Origin of the sequence: Pseudomonas sp. ICBG1301, assembly GCF_016918385.1 — a bacterium.
GTDB lineage: Bacteria > Pseudomonadota > Gammaproteobacteria > Pseudomonadales > Pseudomonadaceae > Aquipseudomonas > Aquipseudomonas palleroniana.
The window spans coordinates 84138-105202 of record NZ_JAEKGB010000008.1; the positions used below are offsets into that span (position 1 = coordinate 84138).

17 protein-coding genes, 1 other RNA gene and 3 pseudogenes are annotated in these 21065 nt (G+C 54.2%); 11 read left to right on the plus strand and 10 right to left on the minus strand.

What is annotated here, in order from left to right:
* Positions 1-38 precede the first annotated feature (38 nt).
* From JBE38_RS19760 to JBE38_RS19780, 6 genes and pseudogenes are all read left to right on the plus strand, one after another.
* The gene (locus JBE38_RS19760) at positions 39-320 is read left to right on the plus strand and encodes a hypothetical protein (protein ID WP_060752284.1); all 282 of its coding nucleotides are present in this window, start codon (positions 39-41) and stop codon (positions 318-320) included.
* A gap of 102 nt (positions 321-422) precedes the next feature.
* Positions 423-812, plus strand: a transfer-messenger RNA (tmRNA) gene (gene ssrA, locus JBE38_RS19765).
* A gap of 178 nt (positions 813-990) precedes the next feature.
* Positions 991-1334: pseudogene (locus JBE38_RS19770) on the plus strand (integrase arm-type DNA-binding domain-containing protein); the annotation flags it as partial.
* A pseudogene (locus tag JBE38_RS19775) lies at positions 1285-1935 on the plus strand (integrase domain-containing protein); the annotation flags it as partial. The pseudogenes JBE38_RS19770 and JBE38_RS19775, both read left to right, overlap by 50 nt.
* A pseudogene (locus tag JBE38_RS27705) lies at positions 1932-2197 on the plus strand (hypothetical protein). The pseudogenes JBE38_RS19775 and JBE38_RS27705, both read left to right, overlap by 4 nt.
* Before the next feature lie 129 nt (positions 2198-2326).
* Complete coding sequence (locus JBE38_RS19780) at positions 2327-4099, plus strand: TIGR04141 family sporadically distributed protein (protein ID WP_205344943.1); 1773 nt, start codon at positions 2327-2329, stop codon at positions 4097-4099.
* Positions 4100-4377: 278 nt separating this feature from the next.
* Here the strand turns inward: JBE38_RS19780 and JBE38_RS19785 are convergent, their stop codons facing one another.
* The 10 genes from JBE38_RS19785 to JBE38_RS19830 form a co-directional block, all read right to left on the minus strand.
* Positions 4378-7428: a type I restriction endonuclease subunit R gene (locus tag JBE38_RS19785; protein ID WP_205344944.1), complete on the minus strand. Its 3051-nt coding sequence runs from the start codon at positions 7426-7428 to the stop codon at positions 4378-4380.
* A 10-nt stretch (positions 7429-7438) separates the two neighbouring features.
* Positions 7439-8578 (minus strand): restriction endonuclease subunit S, encoded by a 1140-nt coding sequence (locus tag JBE38_RS27880; RefSeq protein WP_205344945.1) that lies wholly within the window; start codon positions 8576-8578, stop codon positions 7439-7441.
* Entirely contained in the window at positions 8575-10119 is a 1545-nt protein-coding gene (locus JBE38_RS19795; protein WP_205344946.1) for a type I restriction-modification system subunit M, read from the minus strand. The genes JBE38_RS27880 and JBE38_RS19795 overlap by 4 nt, the downstream gene beginning before the upstream one ends.
* Positions 10112-10249 (minus strand): hypothetical protein, encoded by a 138-nt coding sequence (locus JBE38_RS19800; RefSeq protein WP_153247002.1) that lies wholly within the window; start codon positions 10247-10249, stop codon positions 10112-10114. Before JBE38_RS19800 ends, JBE38_RS19795 begins: the two co-directional genes overlap by 8 nt.
* A complete protein-coding gene (locus tag JBE38_RS19805; RefSeq protein WP_205344947.1) occupies positions 10246-11745 on the minus strand; it encodes a type I restriction-modification system subunit M in 1500 nt (499 codons plus the stop codon). The genes JBE38_RS19800 and JBE38_RS19805 overlap by 4 nt, the downstream gene beginning before the upstream one ends.
* Positions 11746-12159: 414 nt before the next feature.
* The gene (locus JBE38_RS19810) at positions 12160-12399 is read right to left on the minus strand and encodes a hypothetical protein (RefSeq protein ID WP_205344948.1); all 240 of its coding nucleotides are present in this window, start codon (positions 12397-12399) and stop codon (positions 12160-12162) included.
* A gap of 60 nt (positions 12400-12459) precedes the next feature.
* On the minus strand, positions 12460-12624 hold the full coding sequence (locus JBE38_RS19815) for a DUF2474 domain-containing protein (protein WP_090365754.1): 165 nt from the start codon (positions 12622-12624) through the stop codon (positions 12460-12462).
* Complete coding sequence (cydB, locus tag JBE38_RS19820) at positions 12611-13627, minus strand: cytochrome d ubiquinol oxidase subunit II (RefSeq protein WP_090365752.1); 1017 nt, start codon at positions 13625-13627, stop codon at positions 12611-12613. Before cydB ends, JBE38_RS19815 begins: the two co-directional genes overlap by 14 nt.
* A 15-nt stretch (positions 13628-13642) precedes the next feature.
* The gene (locus JBE38_RS19825; RefSeq protein ID WP_205344949.1) at positions 13643-15064 is read right to left on the minus strand and encodes a cytochrome ubiquinol oxidase subunit I; all 1422 of its coding nucleotides are present in this window, start codon (positions 15062-15064) and stop codon (positions 13643-13645) included.
* Between the two features lie 93 nt (positions 15065-15157).
* Complete coding sequence (locus JBE38_RS19830) at positions 15158-17482, minus strand: FdhF/YdeP family oxidoreductase (protein ID WP_205344950.1); 2325 nt, start codon at positions 17480-17482, stop codon at positions 15158-15160.
* A 434-nt stretch (positions 17483-17916) separates the two neighbouring features.
* On the opposite strand from JBE38_RS19830, the gene moaA reads away from it, so the two are divergent.
* The 5 genes from moaA to moaE are packed head-to-tail and all read left to right on the plus strand — an operon-like array spanning position 17917 to position 21063.
* Entirely contained in the window at positions 17917-18915 is a 999-nt protein-coding gene (gene moaA / locus JBE38_RS19835) for a GTP 3',8-cyclase MoaA (RefSeq protein WP_205344951.1), read from the plus strand.
* Positions 18916-18951: 36 nt separating this feature from the next.
* Entirely contained in the window at positions 18952-19851 is a 900-nt protein-coding gene (locus JBE38_RS19840; RefSeq protein WP_090365746.1) for a bestrophin family protein, read from the plus strand.
* Positions 19852-19864: 13 nt separating this feature from the next.
* The gene (moaC, locus tag JBE38_RS19845; RefSeq protein ID WP_205344952.1) at positions 19865-20356 is read left to right on the plus strand and encodes a cyclic pyranopterin monophosphate synthase MoaC; all 492 of its coding nucleotides are present in this window, start codon (positions 19865-19867) and stop codon (positions 20354-20356) included.
* Positions 20356-20607, plus strand: coding sequence for a molybdopterin converting factor subunit 1 (gene moaD / locus JBE38_RS19850; RefSeq protein WP_205344953.1), 252 nt, complete (start codon positions 20356-20358; stop codon positions 20605-20607). Before moaC ends, moaD begins: the two co-directional genes overlap by 1 nt.
* Before the next feature lie 3 nt (positions 20608-20610).
* Complete coding sequence (gene moaE / locus JBE38_RS19855) at positions 20611-21063, plus strand: molybdopterin synthase catalytic subunit MoaE (protein WP_161548395.1); 453 nt, start codon at positions 20611-20613, stop codon at positions 21061-21063.
* Positions 21064-21065 lie beyond the last annotated feature (2 nt).

Consider the following 21065-nt stretch of genomic DNA (forward strand, 5'->3'; position numbering starts at 1 on the left):
GAGCAGCATCGAGCCTTACGTGTACAAGGAGAATACCGATGAAGCGCACTGCTCTTGCTGGCTTGTTCATCACTGCGGCGATGCTGGCCTCCCCTGTTTTCGCGGCCGGTGAGCCTGATTTGTGCAAAATCAACCTCGACAAAATCAACAACGGTAAAGCTCTGCTGGCCACCGACACCTCCGGCAAAAGCGGCGAAATCGACACCGCCGTCTCCCAAGCCAAGGCAGCCCACGCCGCCGGTGATGACAAGAAGTGCATCGAGATCACCTCCAAAGCCCTGCAAGACCTGCAGAATAGCGACAAAGGTGGCAACCAATAGCGCGCCGACGCTCAAGGCCAACCTTCGGGTTGGCCTTCTGTGACCGTTTGGCGTACACTGCACAAGCTTGTCACTCACTATGAAACAACGAGTTACAAGCACGGGGCCGTTTAGGATTCGACGCCGGTCGCGAAACTTTAGGTGCATGCCGAGTTGGTAACAGAACTCGTAAATCCACTGTTGCAACTTCTTATAGTTGCCAATGACGACCAATACGGTGCTGCTCTCGCTGCTTAATTGCAGCTGACATGCACTCCTGATGCCTTCGGGCTCAGCAATCATCAGGGGATGTCTGTAAACCCAAAATGATTGTCATATAGAACAGAATCGCCGTGCAGTACGTTGTGGACGAAGCGGCTAAAACTTACACAACTCGCCCAAAGCACCCTGCCCGTCGGGTCGCTGAGGGTTAACTTAATAGACACGGCTACGCATGTAGTACCGACAGCGGAGTACTGGCGGACGGGGGTTCAAATCCCCCCGGCTCCACCAATTCATCATCTAAAGACGTCCACGGACGTCTTTTTTTGTGCCTGCGACCCAGTAAAGACGCGGCATCCTGTACGTTTTTTTCGATCTTTTGAGAGCTTTTGAGTTCCGGCCATTCGGGTATTCCAGTCCGTCCGATGCTAATCCTTGGAATACCGAATCAATGCCTGAGGACAATCCCATGCCTGCTCAAAACCTCCGCCTCTCCGATCGACAGCTCAAGGGAATCAAACCCGCGTCCAAGGATTACGTCCTGACTGACGGTGACGGTTTGCAGCTCCGCGTTCACAGCAACGGCTCGTTGGTGTGGAATTTCAACTACCGCGAACCGGTGATCAAAAAGCGCATCAACGCCGGCTTCGGGATCTACCCCGAACTATCGATGGCGAACGACCAAAATCTGGCAGTCGAAGCATGCAACTGCTCGCGCAGAGCATTGATCCGAGGACGAGGCCACCGCTAGGTTCGAGATTAAGAAATGAGGATCGCCAACCCGAGCCAGGCGTCGGGACAGCAGTGCTCGAACATACGCACCCGAGCGCCGGATGACCAAGACTGCCAGCAAGTACAGCGAGTGATTGAAGAGCTCGGCGAACAGCACCACGAGCGGGTGGCGGCAATTGTTCTGTTGATCCGAACAACCGGTATGCCTGCGCGAAGCGATTCTGGCTGACTTACTACGACTGCAACGCGAGGCCGAACACTTGAGACGTATCGACATCCAGGACGGCACCAAAGGCAGCCGCCTGGGGGCATCAGCACCGTGCTGGGTCATGGCCGATGAAGTGGTGAAAACAGTGCAGCAGTTTGCTCGTTATGCGTCGCAGCCTCGCAGCCGTAACTTTCTGGCCCGAGACGACAGCTACGCCGCACTCCTGCAACAAACCTTACTCCCCGCCCGCGAAGTGCTGGATGAACAAGGGCTGAAGACCTTTCATGAACTGCGAGCGGCCGATGCTTGCGAGCGTACGAATAGCTCACTGGCCACGCGGCCCTAGTCAATGATGACCACTGCTATCGAATTAACCGCGACCTTCTTGATCAACGGGCGAGCCAACAAATCATCCTTGAGCTGGGGCATAACCGGATTGATGTGGTTTCGGCTTACATTGGAGATAGAACGTGACCAAGCCCTCCGATATGGCGCTGTTCCTGAGCGGCATACTGATCAGCTCGAAGAGCACATAGCAACGCCACCTACGGCAAGCCAAAATCATGCAAGCTGCCATTCAACAACGATGGCAGCACGATAAATCCCGGTCCTGGCAACTGAACACGTGCATTGGTTTTTTGCTCAGTATCTCAACGACCGTTCCGGATCTACTCAATATTATTATCGACTAAACGCCGCCATGATCTGGATGAGGATGGGGTGGACCTATCCATGAAAGCGAATACTGACAGTAGCTCCAGTTCTAACGTAAGCTAAGTCATGGCTATAGGCCACGCTCCAAATCTACGGAGCGATCAGGCCGGAGATAGCAAAACACCGGACGCAAAGCTTAGGAGGAGCGTTGATGAGCACAGGAAAGCCCAAAAGGATTACGCTGAACGTTTACTTACTCAAAGAGGCACCAAATTCGGCGTCTTACTGGACAGATAAAGATTTTATAGCGAGCCCTATAGGCTCGAACGGAAAGCCTAAAAAAATTGGGACAGAACAGTATCCTCTTGGCCCTGAAGGGGAATACGGTACTCTTTTTATTCGGAAACCTTTTGTAGAGGCCGCTCCAGAATGGTTGAACTTCATTCAGAAAGGCCTAGATGATGGAGTGAAAACCTCCAAGTGGAAAAATAAAAGCATCTCCGCCATTCTGATTGTGAAAAATGGCTCTCGCCAGTTTGCTATTTCTTTTGGATATGGGCGTTATCTGATTGAACCGAGGTTAATCGAGGATAGATTTGGCATAAAAGTCGTTTTAAACAGTGTCTCCCCCGACAAAATAGCATCAATTGATCGTCAGACATTCGACGCATCCCCGCGACTAAGTAGGACACAAACGATCAAAGCCGCATCAGTGTCAGATTATATGATTAATGCTGAGCAGGATTTGCTACGCGGACTAGTAGGACACACAAAAAGCGCTTACTCAGATATTTTTGGAAAAATAATCGCCGGCATTGACTCATTCAAGGCGTCTATAGCGATAGATCTATCTGATCTAAGCAACTTCCTGCAACTGGCTTTAGAGCGCTCCGCATCAAAAGAGTACCTCGCTAAAGATGCCGACGGACATGCCAGTGAGTTTTCTTGGGTTGAAAACTTACTCCCAGTTAAAGACAAAGATCTTTCCGAGGCTCTCGACATTCAACTTTGGAACTCTCTAATTTCTAATCAAACCCAAAATATGTGGCTCGCCATACCGGATCTAATTGACTGGACCTCCATTACAGGATTCGCATACAGTCAAACTCCTGACAGTGACGATATTGACCCTGTGCTAGATCTGGGAAGATTTTTTTCTACTTTTAGAAAAGGAGCGACTTTAGATACGCTAAAGCGACGCGAAATTTTTCTGATCCTTTCAAGTGGCAGTCCTCCAAGGTCATTTCCTGCATTCAAATGCATCTATGCGGAAGTTAAGCACAATGCAAATTTATATATTTTAAATGCAGGAATTTGGTTTAAGGTAGAAGCGTCCTTTCAGACAGCAGTAGAGAAATATTTCTCGGAACTACCGAGAAAACAGTTCGCGCCACCCTTTACAGAGTATTCGCACGCTGGTGAAGGTCCGTACAATGAGTACGTTTGCGCCCAAGCGCTGAGTACCCATGCAATGCTCGACAGACAAATGATCAGATTTGGTGGTAGCTACGATAAAATTGAGGTATGTGACATTTACAAAGTTAAAACCCAAAACGAACGAGGTGAGTTTATTCATGTTAAACGCGGTCGTGGTTCATCGACGCTAAGTCATCTATTCGCGCAGGGTTTTGTGGCCTCGACCCTCATGGTAAGAGAGCAAGACTTTGTAAAGGATGTGAACTTGCAACTAGCGAAGAATGGGTTTGACGAAATTCCTGTTAATTTCGAGGCGCGTGGCAATGACATTGTTTATGCCATAATTGATGGACCAGCCTCGAAAGCTCTAGATATACCTTTTTTCAGTAAGGTAACACTACAAAACTATGGAAAGACCATCACCTCATACGGCTACGGGGTAAAGTTGATGCATATTCCAGAATCTGCCGCCCACCTTGCTAGTGTCGCCCAGAAAACTGCAGCAAAAGCCTCCAAAAATAAAAAAACAGACCGCAAGAAGACCGTCCGACCAAAACCAGGCGTTTGACCTAAAATCCCTGTTCCCAATGGTACAAAGCCCTCTCTCAATCAGAAAACGGCCCTTTTTACTTTTTAAAATCGGGCTTAATGGTCGAGGAGACTTTAGCGTTTTTCTTGTGAAGTGCAGCGTTGGGTCGAAAACTGCCAGTTGTGACCCACAGCTGCGTCCCAAAGCAGATGTAGCATGTATTTCGTCGATACAATGTAAGCGCTTCTAAATCCCACCGTCTTCACGGTGGGGGGCGTTTCGCTAACCTCATTTCACGGCCGTACGTCATCATCGAATTAGTAATGTTCTTCAATATAGGCGTATGCTCTTTCAAACAGGTCCTTGTCTTTGCTTAGGCCAAACTGCGCCAGAGTTAGCATCAGTGCTTTCTGGATTTCGCGTGGGCCACTGTTGGAGTTCTGCCAGCCGTCAAAGCGGGTAGCGTTCACAATTTTGTCGATCTGCTCTACCACATCACCAATCAGCTTCGGCGTTGTTTCCGGGCGGGTTTCTAGAAAGAGTTTGGTCAGCGCCTGCTTGTTATCTGCCTCAGTCACCACAGATTCACCGATTTCACGCTCGGCCTGCACCGTATCCTTGGCGGCATCCAATAGACCCTTGAGCCAGTCGATGGCCTTGATTACGCCCGCTTCATATTCTCGACGCAGTTTCTCCAGGCGCTCGCCCAGCTCGACGAATACAGCCTCATCATGGGCCCGCAGGCGTCCCATCAAGTCTATTTCCAGCCGACGAGCACGTTTCTCCTGCTCTTTCTCGGTCAGGGTGAAGACCGCGTGTTCATCCATGATCAGCTCATCGATATCATCGCGTATGCGACTGATATCAGTGTGCTCATGAATCATTTTGATGGTTTCCGGCCCTAACGCGGCCCAGACCAGCGCCCCCGTTTGACCAACCGGGCGTACTGATTCATAGATTTGCGCCAGCCATTTGTAATCTTGGCGGTAGGGCGTCAGGAAAGGGTCAGGGTTGATGGCCGACCAGAGTTTGGCCAACACACCAAAGGCTGCGGCAAACTCATCGCGGCTTTTATTGTCCGGCAAGCATTCCTGTGCGGCCAGGATGCCATCGAAGCCTGCCAGAGTACGGTCCACGTTCGGGAAGAAGGCAAGACAAAGCTTCAACTGCTCTGGCAGCAACTCCTTGAATTTCTCGATGCCTTCGACAATCCCGTCGATCTCTTCCGGGTTATAGGCCAGCGCTGTGCGCAGGTTTTCGAATACGCCCAGATAATCGATGATCAAGCCCATACGCTTGACCACCCCATCCGCTTCATACAGGCGGTTGGTACGGCACATGGCCTGCAGTAATGTGTGGTCGCGCAGTGGTTTGTCCAGGTACATGCAGTAGCAGATCGGCGCATCGAAACCGGTCAGCAGCTTGGCGGTCACGATCAGCAGTTGCAGGGATTGCATCGGGTCTTTATAGGTTTCCAGCAGGTTTTTCTGCGCCTGCTCTTCACCATCGAATTTCTGCCAGCGCTCAAAGTCGACTTGATTGATCGGTAGTTCGAGCTCTTCCTTCCACTTGTTCCAGTCCTTGTTGAGCTTGCCGTTATCATCCTTCACCGGCGCCTGGTCGAGATTCATGACCACCTCTAGTGCGTCGAAACCCAGCTTGTTACCAAGCAGGTAATACATCTGCACGCAGGCATCGCGATCATAGACCACCACCATGGCCTTCATCTTTTTCGGCTGTACATGGCTGGTGAAGTGTTCGGCAATGTCGGCGCTGATGGCCTCCATGCGCTTCGGTGCCTTGAGCATCACGGCCAGCTTACCGGCGCGTTTGGACAGGACGGATTTTTCATCCTCGTCCAGGTTGTTGTCTTTAACCAGTTGCTCGAACTCTTCATTGATCGCCGCACGGTCGACACGCAATTCGGCCAAACGGGGCTCGAACTTAACCGGGTTCGTGGCACCGTCGCGGATCGACTGTTTGTAGCTGTAGCGGTTCATATAGCGGCCGGGGTCTTCATTGGCGCCGAACAGCTTGAAGGTATTTCGCTCGATACCGGATATTGGCGTGCCGGTCAGGCCGTAGAAGTGGGCATTGGGCAGCGCCCAGCGCATCTTCTCGCCGAGCCCGCCTTCTTGGGTGCGGTGGGCTTCATCCACCAGTACGATGATGTTGTCGCGATTGTTCAGGCCATCCGGGTTGAGCTCATCAACCTCGACATCCTTGAACTTGAAAATGGTCGTAATCAGAATCCCGCGACTGTCTTGCTCGATATGTTCACCGAGCTTTTTGCAGCTCTGCACCTTTATTAGGTTTTTCACATCGGCACCGCCGAAGGTCTCGCTGATCTGGCTGTCTAGGTCGCGGCGGTCGACAACGATCAGCACAGTAGGGTTTTTCAGCTCGTTGTCGGCACGCAGCATCTTGGCTGCATAGAGCATCAGCAGCGACTTGCCAGAACCTTGGAAGTGCCAGATCAAGCCTTTTTTCGGGTAACCCTGCTTGACCCGCTCGACAATCTGCTTGGCTGTCTCGAACTGTGGGTAACGTGGCAGCAGTTTAATGCGTTTGGGCGGCGTGTCTTTACCGGTTTTATGGGTAGAGAACAGCGAAAACGAAGCCAGCAGTTGCAGCAGGGTTTGCGGGTTCAATAGACCTTCGGTACTCGCCAACACGGAGGCCAGGGTGGCGGGAATGTCCTCACGCTGATCGGTGTGGTGCCAGGGGCCCCAATCCTTGACCCGGGCGTTGATCGCTCCGTAGGCAAAGGTTTTGCCCTCGGTAGCGAAACAAAGCAGGTTGGGCACGAAGAAGGCCTGCACATGCTGCCAATAGTGCTTCTTTCCGCCCATAAAGTCAGCAGCACCGTCTTGCCAACTGACACTGGGGCGAGTGGCACTTTTCACTTCCCCAACCACCAGCGGGATGCCGTTTACATACAGCACGATATCAAAGAACACCTCTCCAGCCGCCACATAGTGCACTTGTTGGGCCACCACAAAGTGGTTGCTGTTGAGGTTGTCGAAGTCGATCAGATTGATGGTGACGTGCTCGCCGTTCTCGCCAAAGGCCAACGTTTTTTCAGCCAGCAGCCACGCCTGGAAATTTTCGTTGGCCCGGACCAAGCCACTATGCGGAGCCTCCAGCAGTATACCGCGTAACTTGTGAATCACTTCATCGGCGTAATCCGGCTGTTTGCCGATCGCTGGGTTTAACGAACATAACGCATCTTTTAGCCATTCGTCGACAAAGATATCCTGCGCCTTCTTCGGCAGGCTCTCGCCATGACAGTAGGCCCACTTTATCCCGCTTAAATTTTTTAAGCGATCAACAACTCCATTTTCGGTGACGGTTTGTTCGTTAAACATATAGCAGTCCTTATAGCGAACCCATTAACATCTCTAGATCACCAATATTGTCTGACCTCAAACTCAACAAGCCAACCTGCCTCTCAAAACATTCAAGCACCGAGACAATGCTATCCTGATACTCTAACGAGGGAAAAACAAATCTCATTTTTTTCACTATAGAGGTTGTAAGATTAACAAAAGTCCCACCATGGGTTGCCAGATTGTATATTTGCCGCTGATTTAGTAGCAACAAATAATACAAATAATCCCTTCTTACAATGGTCTCATCAATTTTATCTAGCGATATAATTCCGTCATGTATACATGCAGGAAAATTAAGAATCGCCGGTCTACCCACAGTTCCAGGAGTACCACTACAAACGATCACCAAAGCTCCTTCTTCTTTTAACCGGCTTTTCTGTGCACCCTCTTCTGTAAGATAGTCAATACAAGGGCTTACATATTTACCATCACGAACAATGTCCTCAACCATCAATCTAGGTATATTTCCACCATAGTACCTTGCATCCCCCTTGGGCCTAGGTGAGCTCCCCCTAGCTATAGTACATACATCCTCTAGACTTTTTTCATTCCCCTCAGCTTTTAGTACCAACTTCTCCTTAAGTAACGAAGTAAAAAGAATTTGAAAATACGATTGTGCTTCTGCTGCGCAGAATTTTGCGGACTGAAAGGCGTAAAACACGGAGAGCTTACTCTTTTGCCAAAGCTCATCTCCGAGCTCCAACTTGTAATTAGCTAATAGCTTAAATTTCGTACGCGGCGACAAGGAACCTGACGAGTTACTTACAGCATAGTTCCAGAAGCCTTGCGACTGAACAATCACCTGAAGAATATCCGGGTACGCCAATCTCGCCGTTGACTCCAGAACGATAATATCTCCCGAGCAGATCCCATCAAACTCTGCAACTGCCGCTTTTTTTAAATATGGACGACGCTTACCAAAAAGAACATGCCCCTTCTTAAACACACGCGTAAATCCTGGATTATCTTCAGCGATTTCCCCCCAACGTTTTATTTTTAATGACCCAGAGTCCAAATGCTCCAACCCAATATAGCGCTCATACCCGTCAGCAATTGGATTTTTGGTAGTCAGCTTGATCTCGCGACAGAGATCACCAAAGCTCACTGTCTGTTTGTCACTAATCACAGAGCTTCCTCGCCATCAATCTGATACCCCAACTCACTTAAGCTCTTTAATAGTTTCCTGTTATTTTTACTCAGTTGTAACCGACCCACCTTCCAAACTTCAATGGTATGTTCAATGTCATGCACGTCTTCATCGCAGAGCGCCTGCACATAGAGCGGAATCGATAAATTGTGTTGATTCTCGCGAATCGCCTCTATATCCACTAACGCGGTAATGGCCTGCTGGTTGCTCGGTTCAAAGTATGCTTCGGTCAGTACAACCAGATCATCATCCGAGAGACGGCTATGCGCGCGCTCGCGCGTGACATGCTTAACTCCATTGATAAACAGGACTTTGCCTTTGCGCTCAGTGGGCTTACTGCAGTTGAGCACCACCACGCAGGACTCCATCGGCGAATTGTAGAAAAGATTGGGGCCTAGGCCGATCACTGCTTCGATAATGTCCGACTCGATCACCTGCTTACGGATGGCTTGTTCCGAGTCACGGAACAGTACTCCGTGGGGCCAGAGCATGGCGGCACGCCCTGTATCAGGCTTAAGGCTTTTGATAATATGGGTGTAGAAGCCATAGTCAGCGCAGCCCTGCGGTGGTACGCCGTAGAGATTGCGACCATAAGGGTCAGCGGCGAACTTTTCGCGGTTCCATTTTTTAATGGAGTACGGCGGGTTGGCGAAAATCACGTCAAACTGCTTAAGTTGGTCGTCCTCGATAAATTTAGGCTCACCCAAAGTATCGCCGCGTAACACCTCGAACTCTTCTATTTCGTGCAGGAACATGTTCATTCGGGCGATGGCGGAGGTAAGCAGGTTAACTTCCTGACCATAGAGTTTGACACTCCGCCACTCCTGGTTCTGCGCTGCTGCCCCCTTGCTTGCCGCACGCAAATCCATCACCGCATTAAGTAGCATACCGCCAGTGCCGCAGGTAGGATCATAGGCGGTCTCACCGGGTTTGAGCCCCATGATTCGGGTCATCAGGTGCACCACAGTGCGGTTGGTGTAAAACTCGGCGGCAGTGTGACCGGAGTCGTCGGCGAACTTCTTGATCAGGTATTCGTAAGCTTCGCCCAGGTCGTCCTGAGCCACCGACTTGATGCCTAGGGGGATCTTGCTGAAATGCTGAATCAGGTCAGCCAACAGATGGTCGGGTAGACGCTCTTTGTTGGTCCACTGAGCATCGCCGAATACGCCGTGCAGACGTTCGTTGTGGGTCTCGATCATGCGCAGGGCATTCTGGATGGTTTCGCCGATGTTCTTGCTGGTGTGGCGCACCTTTTCCCAGAGCGCCTCTTGTGGAATATGGAAGCGGTGAAACATAGGCATAATGGCGTAGTCAGCGTCGCCTTCGCTGACCTCCATCGCTTCGACATACTCTTCCAGGTAAACGTCGGACAAGCGCTTATAGAACAGCAATGGGAAGATGTACTGCTTGTAGTCGGAGGCGTCGATCTGCCCGCGCAGAAATTCGGCCGCCCCCCAGAGCAGGTCTTCAAGTTTCTTTTTGCCGAGCTGGGAGGCTTGGTTCTTCTGGTAATCAATCATTCTTGTGAGTCTTGTTTGATAGGTGACGAGCAAGCTGGCTCAGGTCGGCGAGACGTTTATCTGCGCGAGCGGTTTCGCCCTGGTAGATGATGAACTGCGAGGTGTTGCTGTCGGCGCTATCCCTACTCATAGCTCGAACCCTTCCTTGATCAGCAACTTTTCCAGCTCCTGCTCGGCCTGCTCTAACGTGGCCAGTTTCTGCTGAAAGACTTTCAACGCCTTTTCGACGGTGATGGTTTCTTCTTCCACTGGCTTTTGCACATAGCGGGCAATGTTCAAGCTGAAGTCGTTTTCAGCAATTTCACCCAACGGCACCCAGCGCGCTAATCCTTCCAATGCTGTGGCAGAAGGGCCTTGCTGATACCGATCCAAGTAGATCTGGTAAATCCGGTCCGCCTGGGTATTGCTCAGGGTGTTTTGCGCACGGCCTCTGGTGAAAATCTCCTCGGCATTGATGATCAGTACATGGTCACGATGCTCATCAAGGCGCTGCTTGCGCAGCAACAAGATGCAAGCTGGGATAGAGGTGCCGTAAAACAGGTTCGGGGCCACGCCGATAACGGCTTCGATGTAGTTCTCTTTGAGCAGGCGGGTGCGGATTCGGCCCTCGGCTGCACCGCGAAACAGCACGCCATGGGGCAGCACAACTGCCATGCGCCCATCGGCATTGAGGGAGGCGAACATGTGCTGCACCCAAGCGAAGTCACCGTTGGTTTTAGGGGCCAGGCCGTATAAGTTGCGGCAGTATGCGTCCGCCGCCCACTGCTCATGTCCCCACTCGCTGAGGCTAAACGGCGGATTGGCGATCACGCAATCAAAGGTTTCGAGCCGGTCATAGATTAGGAATTTTGGCTCACGCAGGGTATCGCCGCGGACAATCTCAAAGTCTTCCTGGCCGTGGAGAAACAAATTCATGCGGGCAATAGCTTCAGTGGTCAAGTTCTTTTCCTGACCTTTGAGCTTCAGCAGCCGTGGATCACCCGCGTTTTCTCGAACGTGGTGAATGGTCTCCAGCAACATGCCGCCCGTACCGCAAGCCGGGTCATAAACGCTTTCACCCGCTTTGGGGTCAAGAATGTTGACCATCAGCCGCACAATGGTGCGCGGGGTGTAGAACTCACCGGCTTTCTTGTTGGCTTTGTCGGCAAAGCGCTTGATCAGGTATTCGTAGGCACGACCCATATCGTCGTTACGAACGCTGGCAACCCCGAGATCAACTTTGTTGAAGTGGTTGAGCAGCGTGGCTAGCAGTTCATCCGGCAAGCGCTCCTTATTGGTCCAACTGGCATCTCCGAAGATGCCATGCAACTGGGTGTTGGCTTGCTCTATGCCTAGAAAAGCATCCTTAAGTGCCTTGCCGATATCGTGGGACTTGGCGAAGACGTCATCCCAGTGGCTGCCAACAGGAACCTGGATGCGGTGGAAGATTTTCTCGCGCGCCAGGTCCGCGCTACCGACCTTAGCCAGCACCTCTTCAAACTCTTCGTCATATACATCGCAGATCCGTTTGAAGAACAGGATCGGGAATATGTAGGTTTTGTAGTCGGAGGCGTCGATGGGGCCGGTGATGATGTGTGCGGCGTGCCATAGGTGCGCGTCAAGGTCTTTTAATTTAATCAGGGTCATTTTTACTCGAAAAAACTTGAGCAGCTGTTCGGGTAGCCTGCTCCGCTGGCGGGCTAGGGATACGGCAAGTGTACTGGATATCACTGAAGCGAAGGTCCGCATGTCGAAACTACGGAGGCCTTAGCACTGTGAGGGTGGAAGCGTTTCAGCTTAGTCAAGACAATCGGCAGAGATATCGCTGAAAATCTCAACAACCTGCGGAAACCTCTGGTATTCCAAAAGGTATTCCACACAAATACATAGAATAAAATTACCTATTAAAATCATAAGCTTAAAAGGCCCATTCAACTTGCCCCGGCTCAACAAAAAAAAGACGTCCAAGACGTCTTTTTTTGTACCCATCATTCAATGCTCCCAACCTCCACCATCAAACGCACCCGCGCATAAATACCAAGCCAACCTCCTCGATGCACCTCACCCCGCCAAAAGGTTCACCCAATGCTCCGCCGCCTCATGCGCCTCCAGGAACGCCTGCTCATAACTGTCCCAGTGATCACCCTCCACATAAACCGTGAGTGGCCTTGGGCCGACCAGGGTCAATGTCGCACCGACAGGAACATCCAGCGGCGGGCTCCAGCTGAAGCCGATCTGTACCGTGACACCCCTCTTCGTCTTGTATTCAACAGGATGGGATTTATCAATGCGTGCCGACATAAGTGCCTCCTTGAGCCGGCGCCACCTCTGGCGCCGGATCTTGATTGGGTTAGATATGCCTCAATGGCTGGTCATGCCGGCCATGTGCATCATCCAGCGCATCGCACTGGCGACGATGCCGAGTGCAATCACGCTGAGGAACCAGATAGCGACCAGCCAAAACACGCGCTGGTACCAGGGGCCGGCCTGACGTGGCCTCTGTTTTTTGGTCTCAATGGTAGCCATCGCCGATCCTCACTTTTCCGCGGAACACGTAGTAACTCCAGCAGGTGTACATCAGGATGATCGGCAGGATGAACAGCGTGCCGATCAGGATGAAGAGCTGGCTGGAAGGTGGTGATGCGGCGTCCCACAAGCTAATGGACGGCGGCACGATGTTTGGCCAGATGCTGAAGGCCAGGCCGATGTAGCCCAGGAAAACCAGTACCAGGGTCAGTACGAATGGCCAATGGGAGTGATGCTGGCGCAAGGTCTTCAATAGCCCGACCAATGCCAGTACGCCCAGCAGCATCAGTGCCCCGAACACCACGATGTGCGCATGGGTGAACCAGCGCGTGGCGATCTCCGGGTGCAACCAGGGTGTCCATACACATAGCACGGCCACCACTGCCATCAAGGCGAATGCCAGGTAGTGGCTGAACAGGCGCATCCGCGATTCCAGCATGCCTTCGGTCTTGACCAGCAGCCAGGTGCTACCCAGCAACGCGTACGCCACCACCAGCCCGACGCCGCAAAACAATGGGAAGGGTGACAGCCAGTCCCAGGTGCCACCGGCAAATTGGCGGTTCACCACTGCAATGCCGGCGATGTAGGAACCGATCACCACGCCTTGGCAAAAGGTCGCCAGGAACGAGCCGCCGATAAACGCCATGTCCCAGATATGCCGCTTCTGCGGGCTGGCCTTGAAGCGGAATTCAAACGCCACCCCGCGAAAAATCAGCCCTGCCAGCATGAAGATCAGCGGTAAGTACAACGCTTCCAGGATCACCGAGTAAGCCAGCGGAAACGCACCATACAACGCCGCCCCGCCAAGGATCAGCCAGGTTTCGTTACCGTCCCACACCGGCGCCACGGTGTTCATCATCACGTCGCGCTCCTGCTCGTCCGGGATCAACGGAAACAGGATGCCCAACCCCAGGTCGAAGCCGTCCATGATCACGTACATCATCACGCCGAAGGCAATGATCACGCCCCATATCAACGACAGGTCTATGCCTTGAATGCCCATGTTCAATCCCCTTGATCAGTTGGTGTGGTCGCCGGACGCCAGCGTCTCGGTGACAGCGGACAGGGGACGGCGTGGTGTGCGCTCCTGGCCGGGGCCGCCATGGGGCGGGTGGTCTTGATGGGGCTGCGGCCCCTTGCGTACCAGCTTCATCATGTAGCCGATGCCCACGGCGAATACCGAGAAGTAGATCAGCACGAATAACGCCAGCGAGATGCTCAGTTGCGTGACGGTATGATTGGACGCCGCATCAGCGGTGCGCATCAGCCCGTAGACCACCCACGGCTGGCGACCCACCTCGGTGGTGATCCACCCGGCCAGCATCGCGATCAGGCCAGTTGGCCCCATGAACAACACCAGGCGCAGAAACAGGCGGTTGCGATACAGCGCGCCATGACGCCGCAAAGCCAGCCCAAGCAATCCGGTGACGATCATCAACATCCCCAGCCCGGCCATGATCCGGAAGCTGAAGAAAATGATGGTCGAGTTCGGCCGGTCTTCTTTGGGGAAGCTCTTGAGCGCCGGGATCTGCTTATCCAAGCTGTGAGTGAGAATGAGGCTGCCCAAGTAAGCTACCTCGATCGCATAACGCGTCTTCTCGGCCTCCATGTCGGGAATACCGAACAACACCAGTGGCGTCGCCTGGTTATCGACGTTTTCCCAATGCCCTTCAATCGCGGCAATTTTCGCGGGTTGGTGCTCCAGGGTGTTCAGGCCATGGGCGTCGCCGACCACTGCCTGGATCGGCGCCACGATCAACGCCATCCACATCGCCATCGACAACATGGTGCGGATTGCCGGCGTGTCGTTCTTGCGCAGCAAATGCCAGGCCGCAGAGGCCCCGACAAAGAACGCCGTGGCGACAAAGGCGGCGATCGCCATGTGCATCAGACGGAACGGGAACGACGGGTTGAAGACGATGGCGAACCAGTCCAACGGCATCACCCGACCATCCACGATGGAAAAACCTTGCGGTGTCTGCATCCAGCTATTGGAGGCCAGGATCCAGAACGTCGAGATCAACGTACCGATGGCAACCATCACCGTGGAAAAGAAGTGCAACCCACGCCCTACCCGGTTCCAGCCAAACAGCATGACCCCAAGGAAACCCGCCTCGAGGAAGAACGCCGTCAGCACTTCATAGGTCAGCAAAGGCCCGGTGATACTCCCGGCGAAATCCGAGAACCGGCTCCAGTTGGTGCCGAACTCGTACGCCATGACCAGGCCCGAGACCACGCCCATGCCGAAGTTGACTGCGAAGATTTTCGACCAGAAGTGGTACAGGTCCTTGTAGACCGAGTTGTTGGTTTTCAGCCATAGCCCTTCCAGCACGGCCAGGAAACTGGCCATGCCGATGGTGATGGCGGGAAAAATAATGTGAAACGAGACCGTAAACGCGAACTGAATCCGCGCCAGGTCGAGCGCCCCAGGATTTAACATGACGATACCCTCATTGAGCCTCGCGGCCCGCAGCGAACAGATGTCTGGTGATCAGCAAAACCCGGAGCGGCGCCGAGGCCGCCCCGGCCCGGCTCATGCGCCGATAGACTGAATCAGGTTGCTGGCCGGCGCGGGCTCAAGGCGGATCGCGATGAACTTCGACGTCGGGGTATAGGTGCGGTCGCCGTAGCTCTCCAGCGGCACCAGAGGGTTGGTCTCCGGGTAATAGGCCGCCGCCTGGCCAGGCGGGATATCGTAGGCAATCAAGGTAAAACCACTGACTCGACGCTCCAAGCCATCCCCCCAGAGCGAAACCATGTCGACCTTCTGCCCAGGCTCGTAACCCAGCTTGCGAATGTCCTGCTCGTTGACGAACACCACATCGCGCATGCCATAAACACCGCGATAACGGTCATCAAGCCCGTACAACGTGGTGTTGTATTGGTCGTGGGAGCGCATGGTTTGCAGGATCAGGTCCGGTTTTACATCAAGGTCACGCACGCCTTCGCTGACCAGGTGTGCGGGCAGCACACTGGAGGCAAACTGGGCTTTCCCACTGGCGGTTTTCCAGATGCGCTGAGCGGCGTTGTTGCCCAAGTGAAAACCACCTGGGTGCAGCAGTTTCTTGTTGAAGTCCTTGAAACCAGGAATGGTGTCGGCGATCAGGTCGCGGATGCGCGAGTAGTCGGCCACCGCCCACAGCCAGTCGATCGGGTGTTTCCCCAAGGTCGCATTGGCGATCCCAGCGATAATCGCGGGTTCCGAGCGCATCAAAGATGACTTGGGTTTCAGTTGGCCGTGGGAAATGTGCACCATGCTGAAGGTGTCTTCCACCGTCACGCCCTGCGGGCCTTCTTCCTGCATATCAATATCGGTGCGCCCCAGGCACGGCAGGATCAAGGCTTCGCGGCCCGTCACCAAATGGCTGCGATTGAGTTTGGTGGCGATATGCACGGTCAGGTCGCAGTTGCGCAGTGCCTCGTGGGTGCGTGGACTATCTGGCGTCGCTTGCGCGAAGTTGCCGCCCAGGCCGATGAACACCTTGGAACGCCCCTCCTCCATGGCGGCAATCGCCATCACTGTGTTGTGGCCATGGTGACGCGGCACCTGGAAGTTAAAGCGTGCCTCCAGTGCATTGATCAGTTCCGGTGGCGCCAGTTCGTTGATACCCATGGTGCGGTCGCCTTGCACATTACTGTGCCCACGTACCGGCGACAGCCCGGCCCCTGGCCGTCCGATATTGCCGCGCAACAACTGCACGTTAATGATTTCCTGCACAGTGACTACGGAGTGTTTGTGCTGGGTCACCCCCATCGCCCAGCACATGATCACGCGTTTGGCACGGCGATACATGCGCGCGGCCAGCTCGATCTCTTCAAGGCTCAGGCCGGATTGCTCGACGATGTGCTCCCACGAGGTCGCGTCCACTTGTTCCAGGTAGCTGTTCAGACCCGAGGTGTGTTCGGCGATGAAGGCGCGGTCGAATACCGCCTCGCCATTGTTTTCCAGGGCCTCGCGCTCCCACTTCAGCAAAAACTTGGCGATGCCACGAAAGGCCGCCATGTCGCCGCCCAGTGCCGGACGAAAGTATGCCGACGAGGTAGGTTCGGAGCCGTTGGTGAGCATCTCCAGCGGGTGCTGGGGATGCTGGAAACGCTCCAGCCCACGCTCTTTAAGCGGGTTGAAGCAAATCACCTGGGCACCGCGCTTCACCGCCTCGCGCAATGGTTCGAGCATGCGTGGGTGGTTAGTGCCGGGGTTCTGCCCGATAACAAAGATCGCGTCGGCTTCCCCCAGGTCTTCAAACGTTACCGTGCCTTTACCCACACCGACGCTGTCGTCCATGCCCAGGCCGCTGGCTTCGTGGCACATGTTCGAGCAGTCGGGAAAGTTGTTGGTGCCATAGGCACGAACGAACAACTGATAGAGATAAGCGGCTTCGTTACTGGCGCGTCCCGAGGTATAGAACTCTGCCTGGTCCGGCGACTCCAGCTCTTTCAGGTGCTTGGCGATCAGGGTAAAGGCGTCGTCCCAAGTGGTTTCGACATAACGATCCAGCGAGTCGTCATAACGCATGGGGTGAGTCAGGCGCCCTTGGTACTCGAGCCAATAATCACTTTGTGCCGCCAGCGACGACACCGTGTATTTATTGAAGAATGCCGGGTTGACCAGGCGCCCGGTGGCCTCCCAGTTGACTGCCTTCGCGCCGTTCTCGCAGAACTTGACCATACCGTTTTCCGGCGACTCGCCCCAGGCACAACCTGGGCAGTCAAAGCCGCCATTCTGGTTGGTCTTGAGCATCGCGCGGATGTTCTTGAAGGCGTTTTCACTGCCCAGCCAGTTTTTCGTCACCGCAATCAGCGCGCCCCAACCTGCGGCCGCCCCCTTATACGGTTTATAACGCTCAACTTCGCTCATGATTTTTCTCCAAGACTTCACGCATAGACGGCCTAACTGAAAGCCATTATTGATGATTGTTTTTCAGCCGGTGCGGAACGCAAACCTATTTGAAACTTGTCCAACATGGTTCGCACCGGCCTGTTCCACGGGCTTGCTATCGGGTTACGCTTTTAGACTATGCCGCGTGCAAACAAGCTGTCTAATCACAAATAATGACCAAACAATCGAAACAATCTATCAAGTAAATTATTTTTATTTTTCAATCACTTATTTAATTAAAATTCACAAAAATAGCCCAATCAAACCCTCATAGATTCCCTCGATCATCCAGTTGTTAATAGTGATTAGACGGCGATAAAAAACAACTTTAGCCTCCACTCAAAGATTCACTTACTTACACCCCCAACACTCATACAGTGCGTACATGCACTGAGTCGCTGCCGGAGGTTTTAATGACCGCGCCGATTTTGACGGACCGTTTTTCTCGTCAGGTTGACTACCTCAGGATGTCGGTGACCGACCGCTGCGATTTCCGCTGTGTCTATTGCATGGCCGAAGACATGAAGTTCCTGCCGCGCCAACGCGTTTTGACGCTGGAAGAGCTTTATCAACTGGCCGAACGTTTTGTGGCGCTGGGCACGCGGAAAATTCGCCTGACCGGCGGAGAGCCTTTGATTCGTCCCGGCGTCGTTGAATGGTGCAAGCGCATCGCCGCACTCCCGGGCCTGCGCGAGTTGTGCATGACCACCAACGGCTCGCAGTTGAGCAAGCTGGCAGCACCGCTGTTCGAGGCGGGCCTGAAACGTTTGAACATCAGCCTCGATAGCCTTGACCCCCAGCGTTTTCGTGAGCTGACGCGCACGGGCAACCTGGCCACCGTCATCGCCGGAATCGACGCTGCGAATGCCGCGGGCTTTCAACGCACCAAACTCAACTGCGTGGTGATGAAAGGACGCAACGATCATGAGATCAATGACCTTGTAGCGTTCGCCATCGACCGTGGTTTGGATATTTCGTTTATTGAAGAAATGCCCTTGGGCGTCATCAGCGAACACAGCCGTGCCGAGGCGTTCTACTCCAGCGCGCAGGTACGCGAGCGTATCGCCGAGCGCTACACACTGATCGACTCCGCAGAGTCGACCCAAGGGCCCTCACGCTACTGGCGCCTGGCCGAGGCCCCGACCATTCGCTTGGGCTTTATTTCGCCCCACAGCCACAATTTCTGCGGTACGTGCAACCGCGTGCGGTTGACCGTTGAAGGCCGCCTGCTGTTGTGCCTGGGCAACGAGCACTCGGTCGATCTAAAGGCGGTATTGCGCCGCTATCCGGGTGAACCGAAACGCCTGGAAAACGCAATTATCGAGGCGATGAAGATCAAACCCTATCGGCACAATTTCGAGCTCAACGATGACGTGCAGGTTGTCCGTTTCATGAACATGACGGGCGGCTAGCCGTTCTGAACTCCCCTTTGCTGGAGGCTGTTGCCCATGATCGTCAGAGCCCAACCCAACCTGATCGGCGTATTGATTTCACTCAAGGGTTCCGTGGCCAGGCGCATTGCGCTGCGCAGCCTGCTGGTAACCCTATTGGCCTCGGCAATTGTGCTGATCGAAACCCTTCACCCGGCGTACTTCTCCAAGGTCAATGCCACGCCCTTTACATTGCTGGGCTTGTCGCTCTCGATCTTCATGAGTTTTCGCAACAACGCCTGTTATGACCGCTGGTACGAAGGGCGCAAAGCGCTTGGCGCCATGGTGATGGATATACGCGCCATGATCCGGGAAACCCAGGTTATCGAGGATGCGCACCAGCGCAGCGCCATCCTGCGCAACCTGTGCGGGTTCGCCCACGCCTTGAACGCCAGGTTGCGCCACGAGGACGAGTCAGGCGTGGCAGAGATCTGGCTGGACAGGCTGCCGTCGCCCGGCACTCCCAATATCCCGGAAAGCATCCTCAGCCGCGTCACCCAACAGTGCTCAGCGCTGGCCGTATCAGGCGCCATCAGTGAATGGCGCTATCAGCTGATGGCCGGCCATTTGAGCAACCTGACCCGGACACAGACGATGTGTGAGCGCATCAAAAATACCCCGTTGCCCTTCCCCTACACACTCTTGCTGCACCGCACCAGCTACATGTTTTGCATCTTGCTGCCCTTCGCCATGGCCGAGCCATTGGGTTGGCTGACGCCGCTATTCACGGCGATCGTGAGCTACACATTTTTCGGCCTGGACGCGATTGGCGATGAGCTGGAAGACCCGTTCGGCTACGACGAAAACGATCTGCCGACCGATGCGATTGTGCGCACCATCGAACGCGAAGTCCTTCACGCCAACGGCGCGACGGAGCTGCCCGCAGTGCTTCAACCCATCGACTTTATCTTGAACTGATCCGAGGTCACTCATGAACCAAAGCTCCTCTACATTGACGCACCTGGACACCGCAGGGCGGGCCAGCATGGTCGACGTCACGGACAAGGCTGCAACCACGCGTGAAGCGCAAGCCCAGGCCTGGGTGCGTATGCAACCGTCGACATTGCGCCTGATCCAGCATCATGGGCACCCCAAGGGCGACGTGTTTGCGGTCGCCCGTATCGCCGGAATCATGGCGGCAAAGAAAACCCACGAACTGATCCCGCTCTGCCATCCGTTGCTACTCAGTTCGATCCACCTTGAACTGAGCGCCGTCGCACCCGACCGCGTGAAAATCGTCAGTACCTGCCGGCTCAACGGCCAGACCGGCGTCGAGCTGGAAGCCCTGACCGCCGCGAGCGTGGCGGCATTGACCCTCTATGACATGTGCAAGGCCGTGGATCGCGGGATGATCATCGATCAGATCCAATTGCTCAAAAAACAAGGTGGAAAGTCGGGCACCTTTATCGCTGGAGACGCCTGATGATTCTGATCAGCTACTTTGCGCGCTATCGGGATCAGTTGGGGATAGGCGGTGAGAAGATTGCGCTGGACAGCTCGTTGCGCACGATTGAAGACGTGAGACAGCAGTTGTGCGCCAGAGGCCCGATCTGGCAGCAGGTGCTTGGAGAAAGCAGCCTGATGTGTGCGCTGAACCATGAACTGTGTACGCCCGCCGCGGTGATAGAAGACTTCGACGAAGTCGCGTTCTTCCCTCCAGTGACAGGAGGTTGAGCCATGCCGGTTCACGTTCAGACCGCGCTGTTTGACCTCGACGAACTGACCCGCAGTGTCCACGCCGGCGACACGGGCGTGGGCGCCGTCGCCACGTTTGTGGGGTACGTCCGCGATATCAACCAAGGGGATCAGGTTAGCGAGTTATTCCTGGAGCATTACCCGGGGATGACCGAGCGCTCCTTGCAACGGATCGTCGATCAATCCCAGGCACGCTGGCCCTTGCAGCGGGTAACCGTCGTGCACCGCGTGGGGGCGTTGAAGGTGGGCGAACCCATCGTGTTTGTCGGCGTTGCCAGCGAACACCGCCAGGCGGCTTTCGACGCCTGCGCGTTCCTGATGGATGCCCTGAAGACCCGCGCGCCCTTCTGGAAACGTGAACAGACGCCGGCCGGTGAGCGCTGGGTAGAAGGCCGGGAAAGTGATCAGCAGGCCGCCAAGCGCTGGGACGCATAAGC

Bases quoted from the DNA above. Each gene is read 5' to 3' on its own strand.
- JBE38_RS19760 (WP_060752284.1), top strand. From the start codon at position 39: ATGAAGCGCACTGCTCTTGCTGGCTTGTTCATCACTGCGGCGATGCTG.
- JBE38_RS19780 (WP_205344943.1), top strand. From the start codon at position 2,327: ATGAGCACAGGAAAGCCCAAAAGGATTACGCTGAACGTTTACTTACTC.
- JBE38_RS19785 (WP_205344944.1), bottom strand. From the start codon at position 7,428: ATGTTTAACGAACAAACCGTCACCGAAAATGGAGTTGTTGATCGCTTA.
- JBE38_RS19795 (WP_205344946.1), bottom strand. From the start codon at position 10,119: ATGATTGATTACCAGAAGAACCAAGCCTCCCAGCTCGGCAAAAAGAAA.
- JBE38_RS19800 (WP_153247002.1), bottom strand. From the start codon at position 10,249: ATGAGTAGGGATAGCGCCGACAGCAACACCTCGCAGTTCATCATCTAC.
- JBE38_RS19805 (WP_205344947.1), bottom strand. From the start codon at position 11,745: ATGACCCTGATTAAATTAAAAGACCTTGACGCGCACCTATGGCACGCC.
- JBE38_RS19810 (WP_205344948.1), bottom strand. From the start codon at position 12,399: ATGTCGGCACGCATTGATAAATCCCATCCTGTTGAATACAAGACGAAG.
- JBE38_RS19815 (WP_090365754.1), bottom strand. From the start codon at position 12,624: ATGGCTACCATTGAGACCAAAAAACAGAGGCCACGTCAGGCCGGCCCC.
- cydB (WP_090365752.1), bottom strand. From the start codon at position 13,627: ATGGGCATTCAAGGCATAGACCTGTCGTTGATATGGGGCGTGATCATT.
- JBE38_RS19825 (WP_205344949.1), bottom strand. From the start codon at position 15,064: ATGTTAAATCCTGGGGCGCTCGACCTGGCGCGGATTCAGTTCGCGTTT.
- JBE38_RS19830 (WP_205344950.1), bottom strand. From the start codon at position 17,482: ATGAGCGAAGTTGAGCGTTATAAACCGTATAAGGGGGCGGCCGCAGGT.
- moaA (WP_205344951.1), top strand. From the start codon at position 17,917: ATGACCGCGCCGATTTTGACGGACCGTTTTTCTCGTCAGGTTGACTAC.
- JBE38_RS19840 (WP_090365746.1), top strand. From the start codon at position 18,952: ATGATCGTCAGAGCCCAACCCAACCTGATCGGCGTATTGATTTCACTC.
- moaC (WP_205344952.1), top strand. From the start codon at position 19,865: ATGAACCAAAGCTCCTCTACATTGACGCACCTGGACACCGCAGGGCGG.
- moaD (WP_205344953.1), top strand. From the start codon at position 20,356: ATGATTCTGATCAGCTACTTTGCGCGCTATCGGGATCAGTTGGGGATA.
- moaE (WP_161548395.1), top strand. From the start codon at position 20,611: ATGCCGGTTCACGTTCAGACCGCGCTGTTTGACCTCGACGAACTGACC.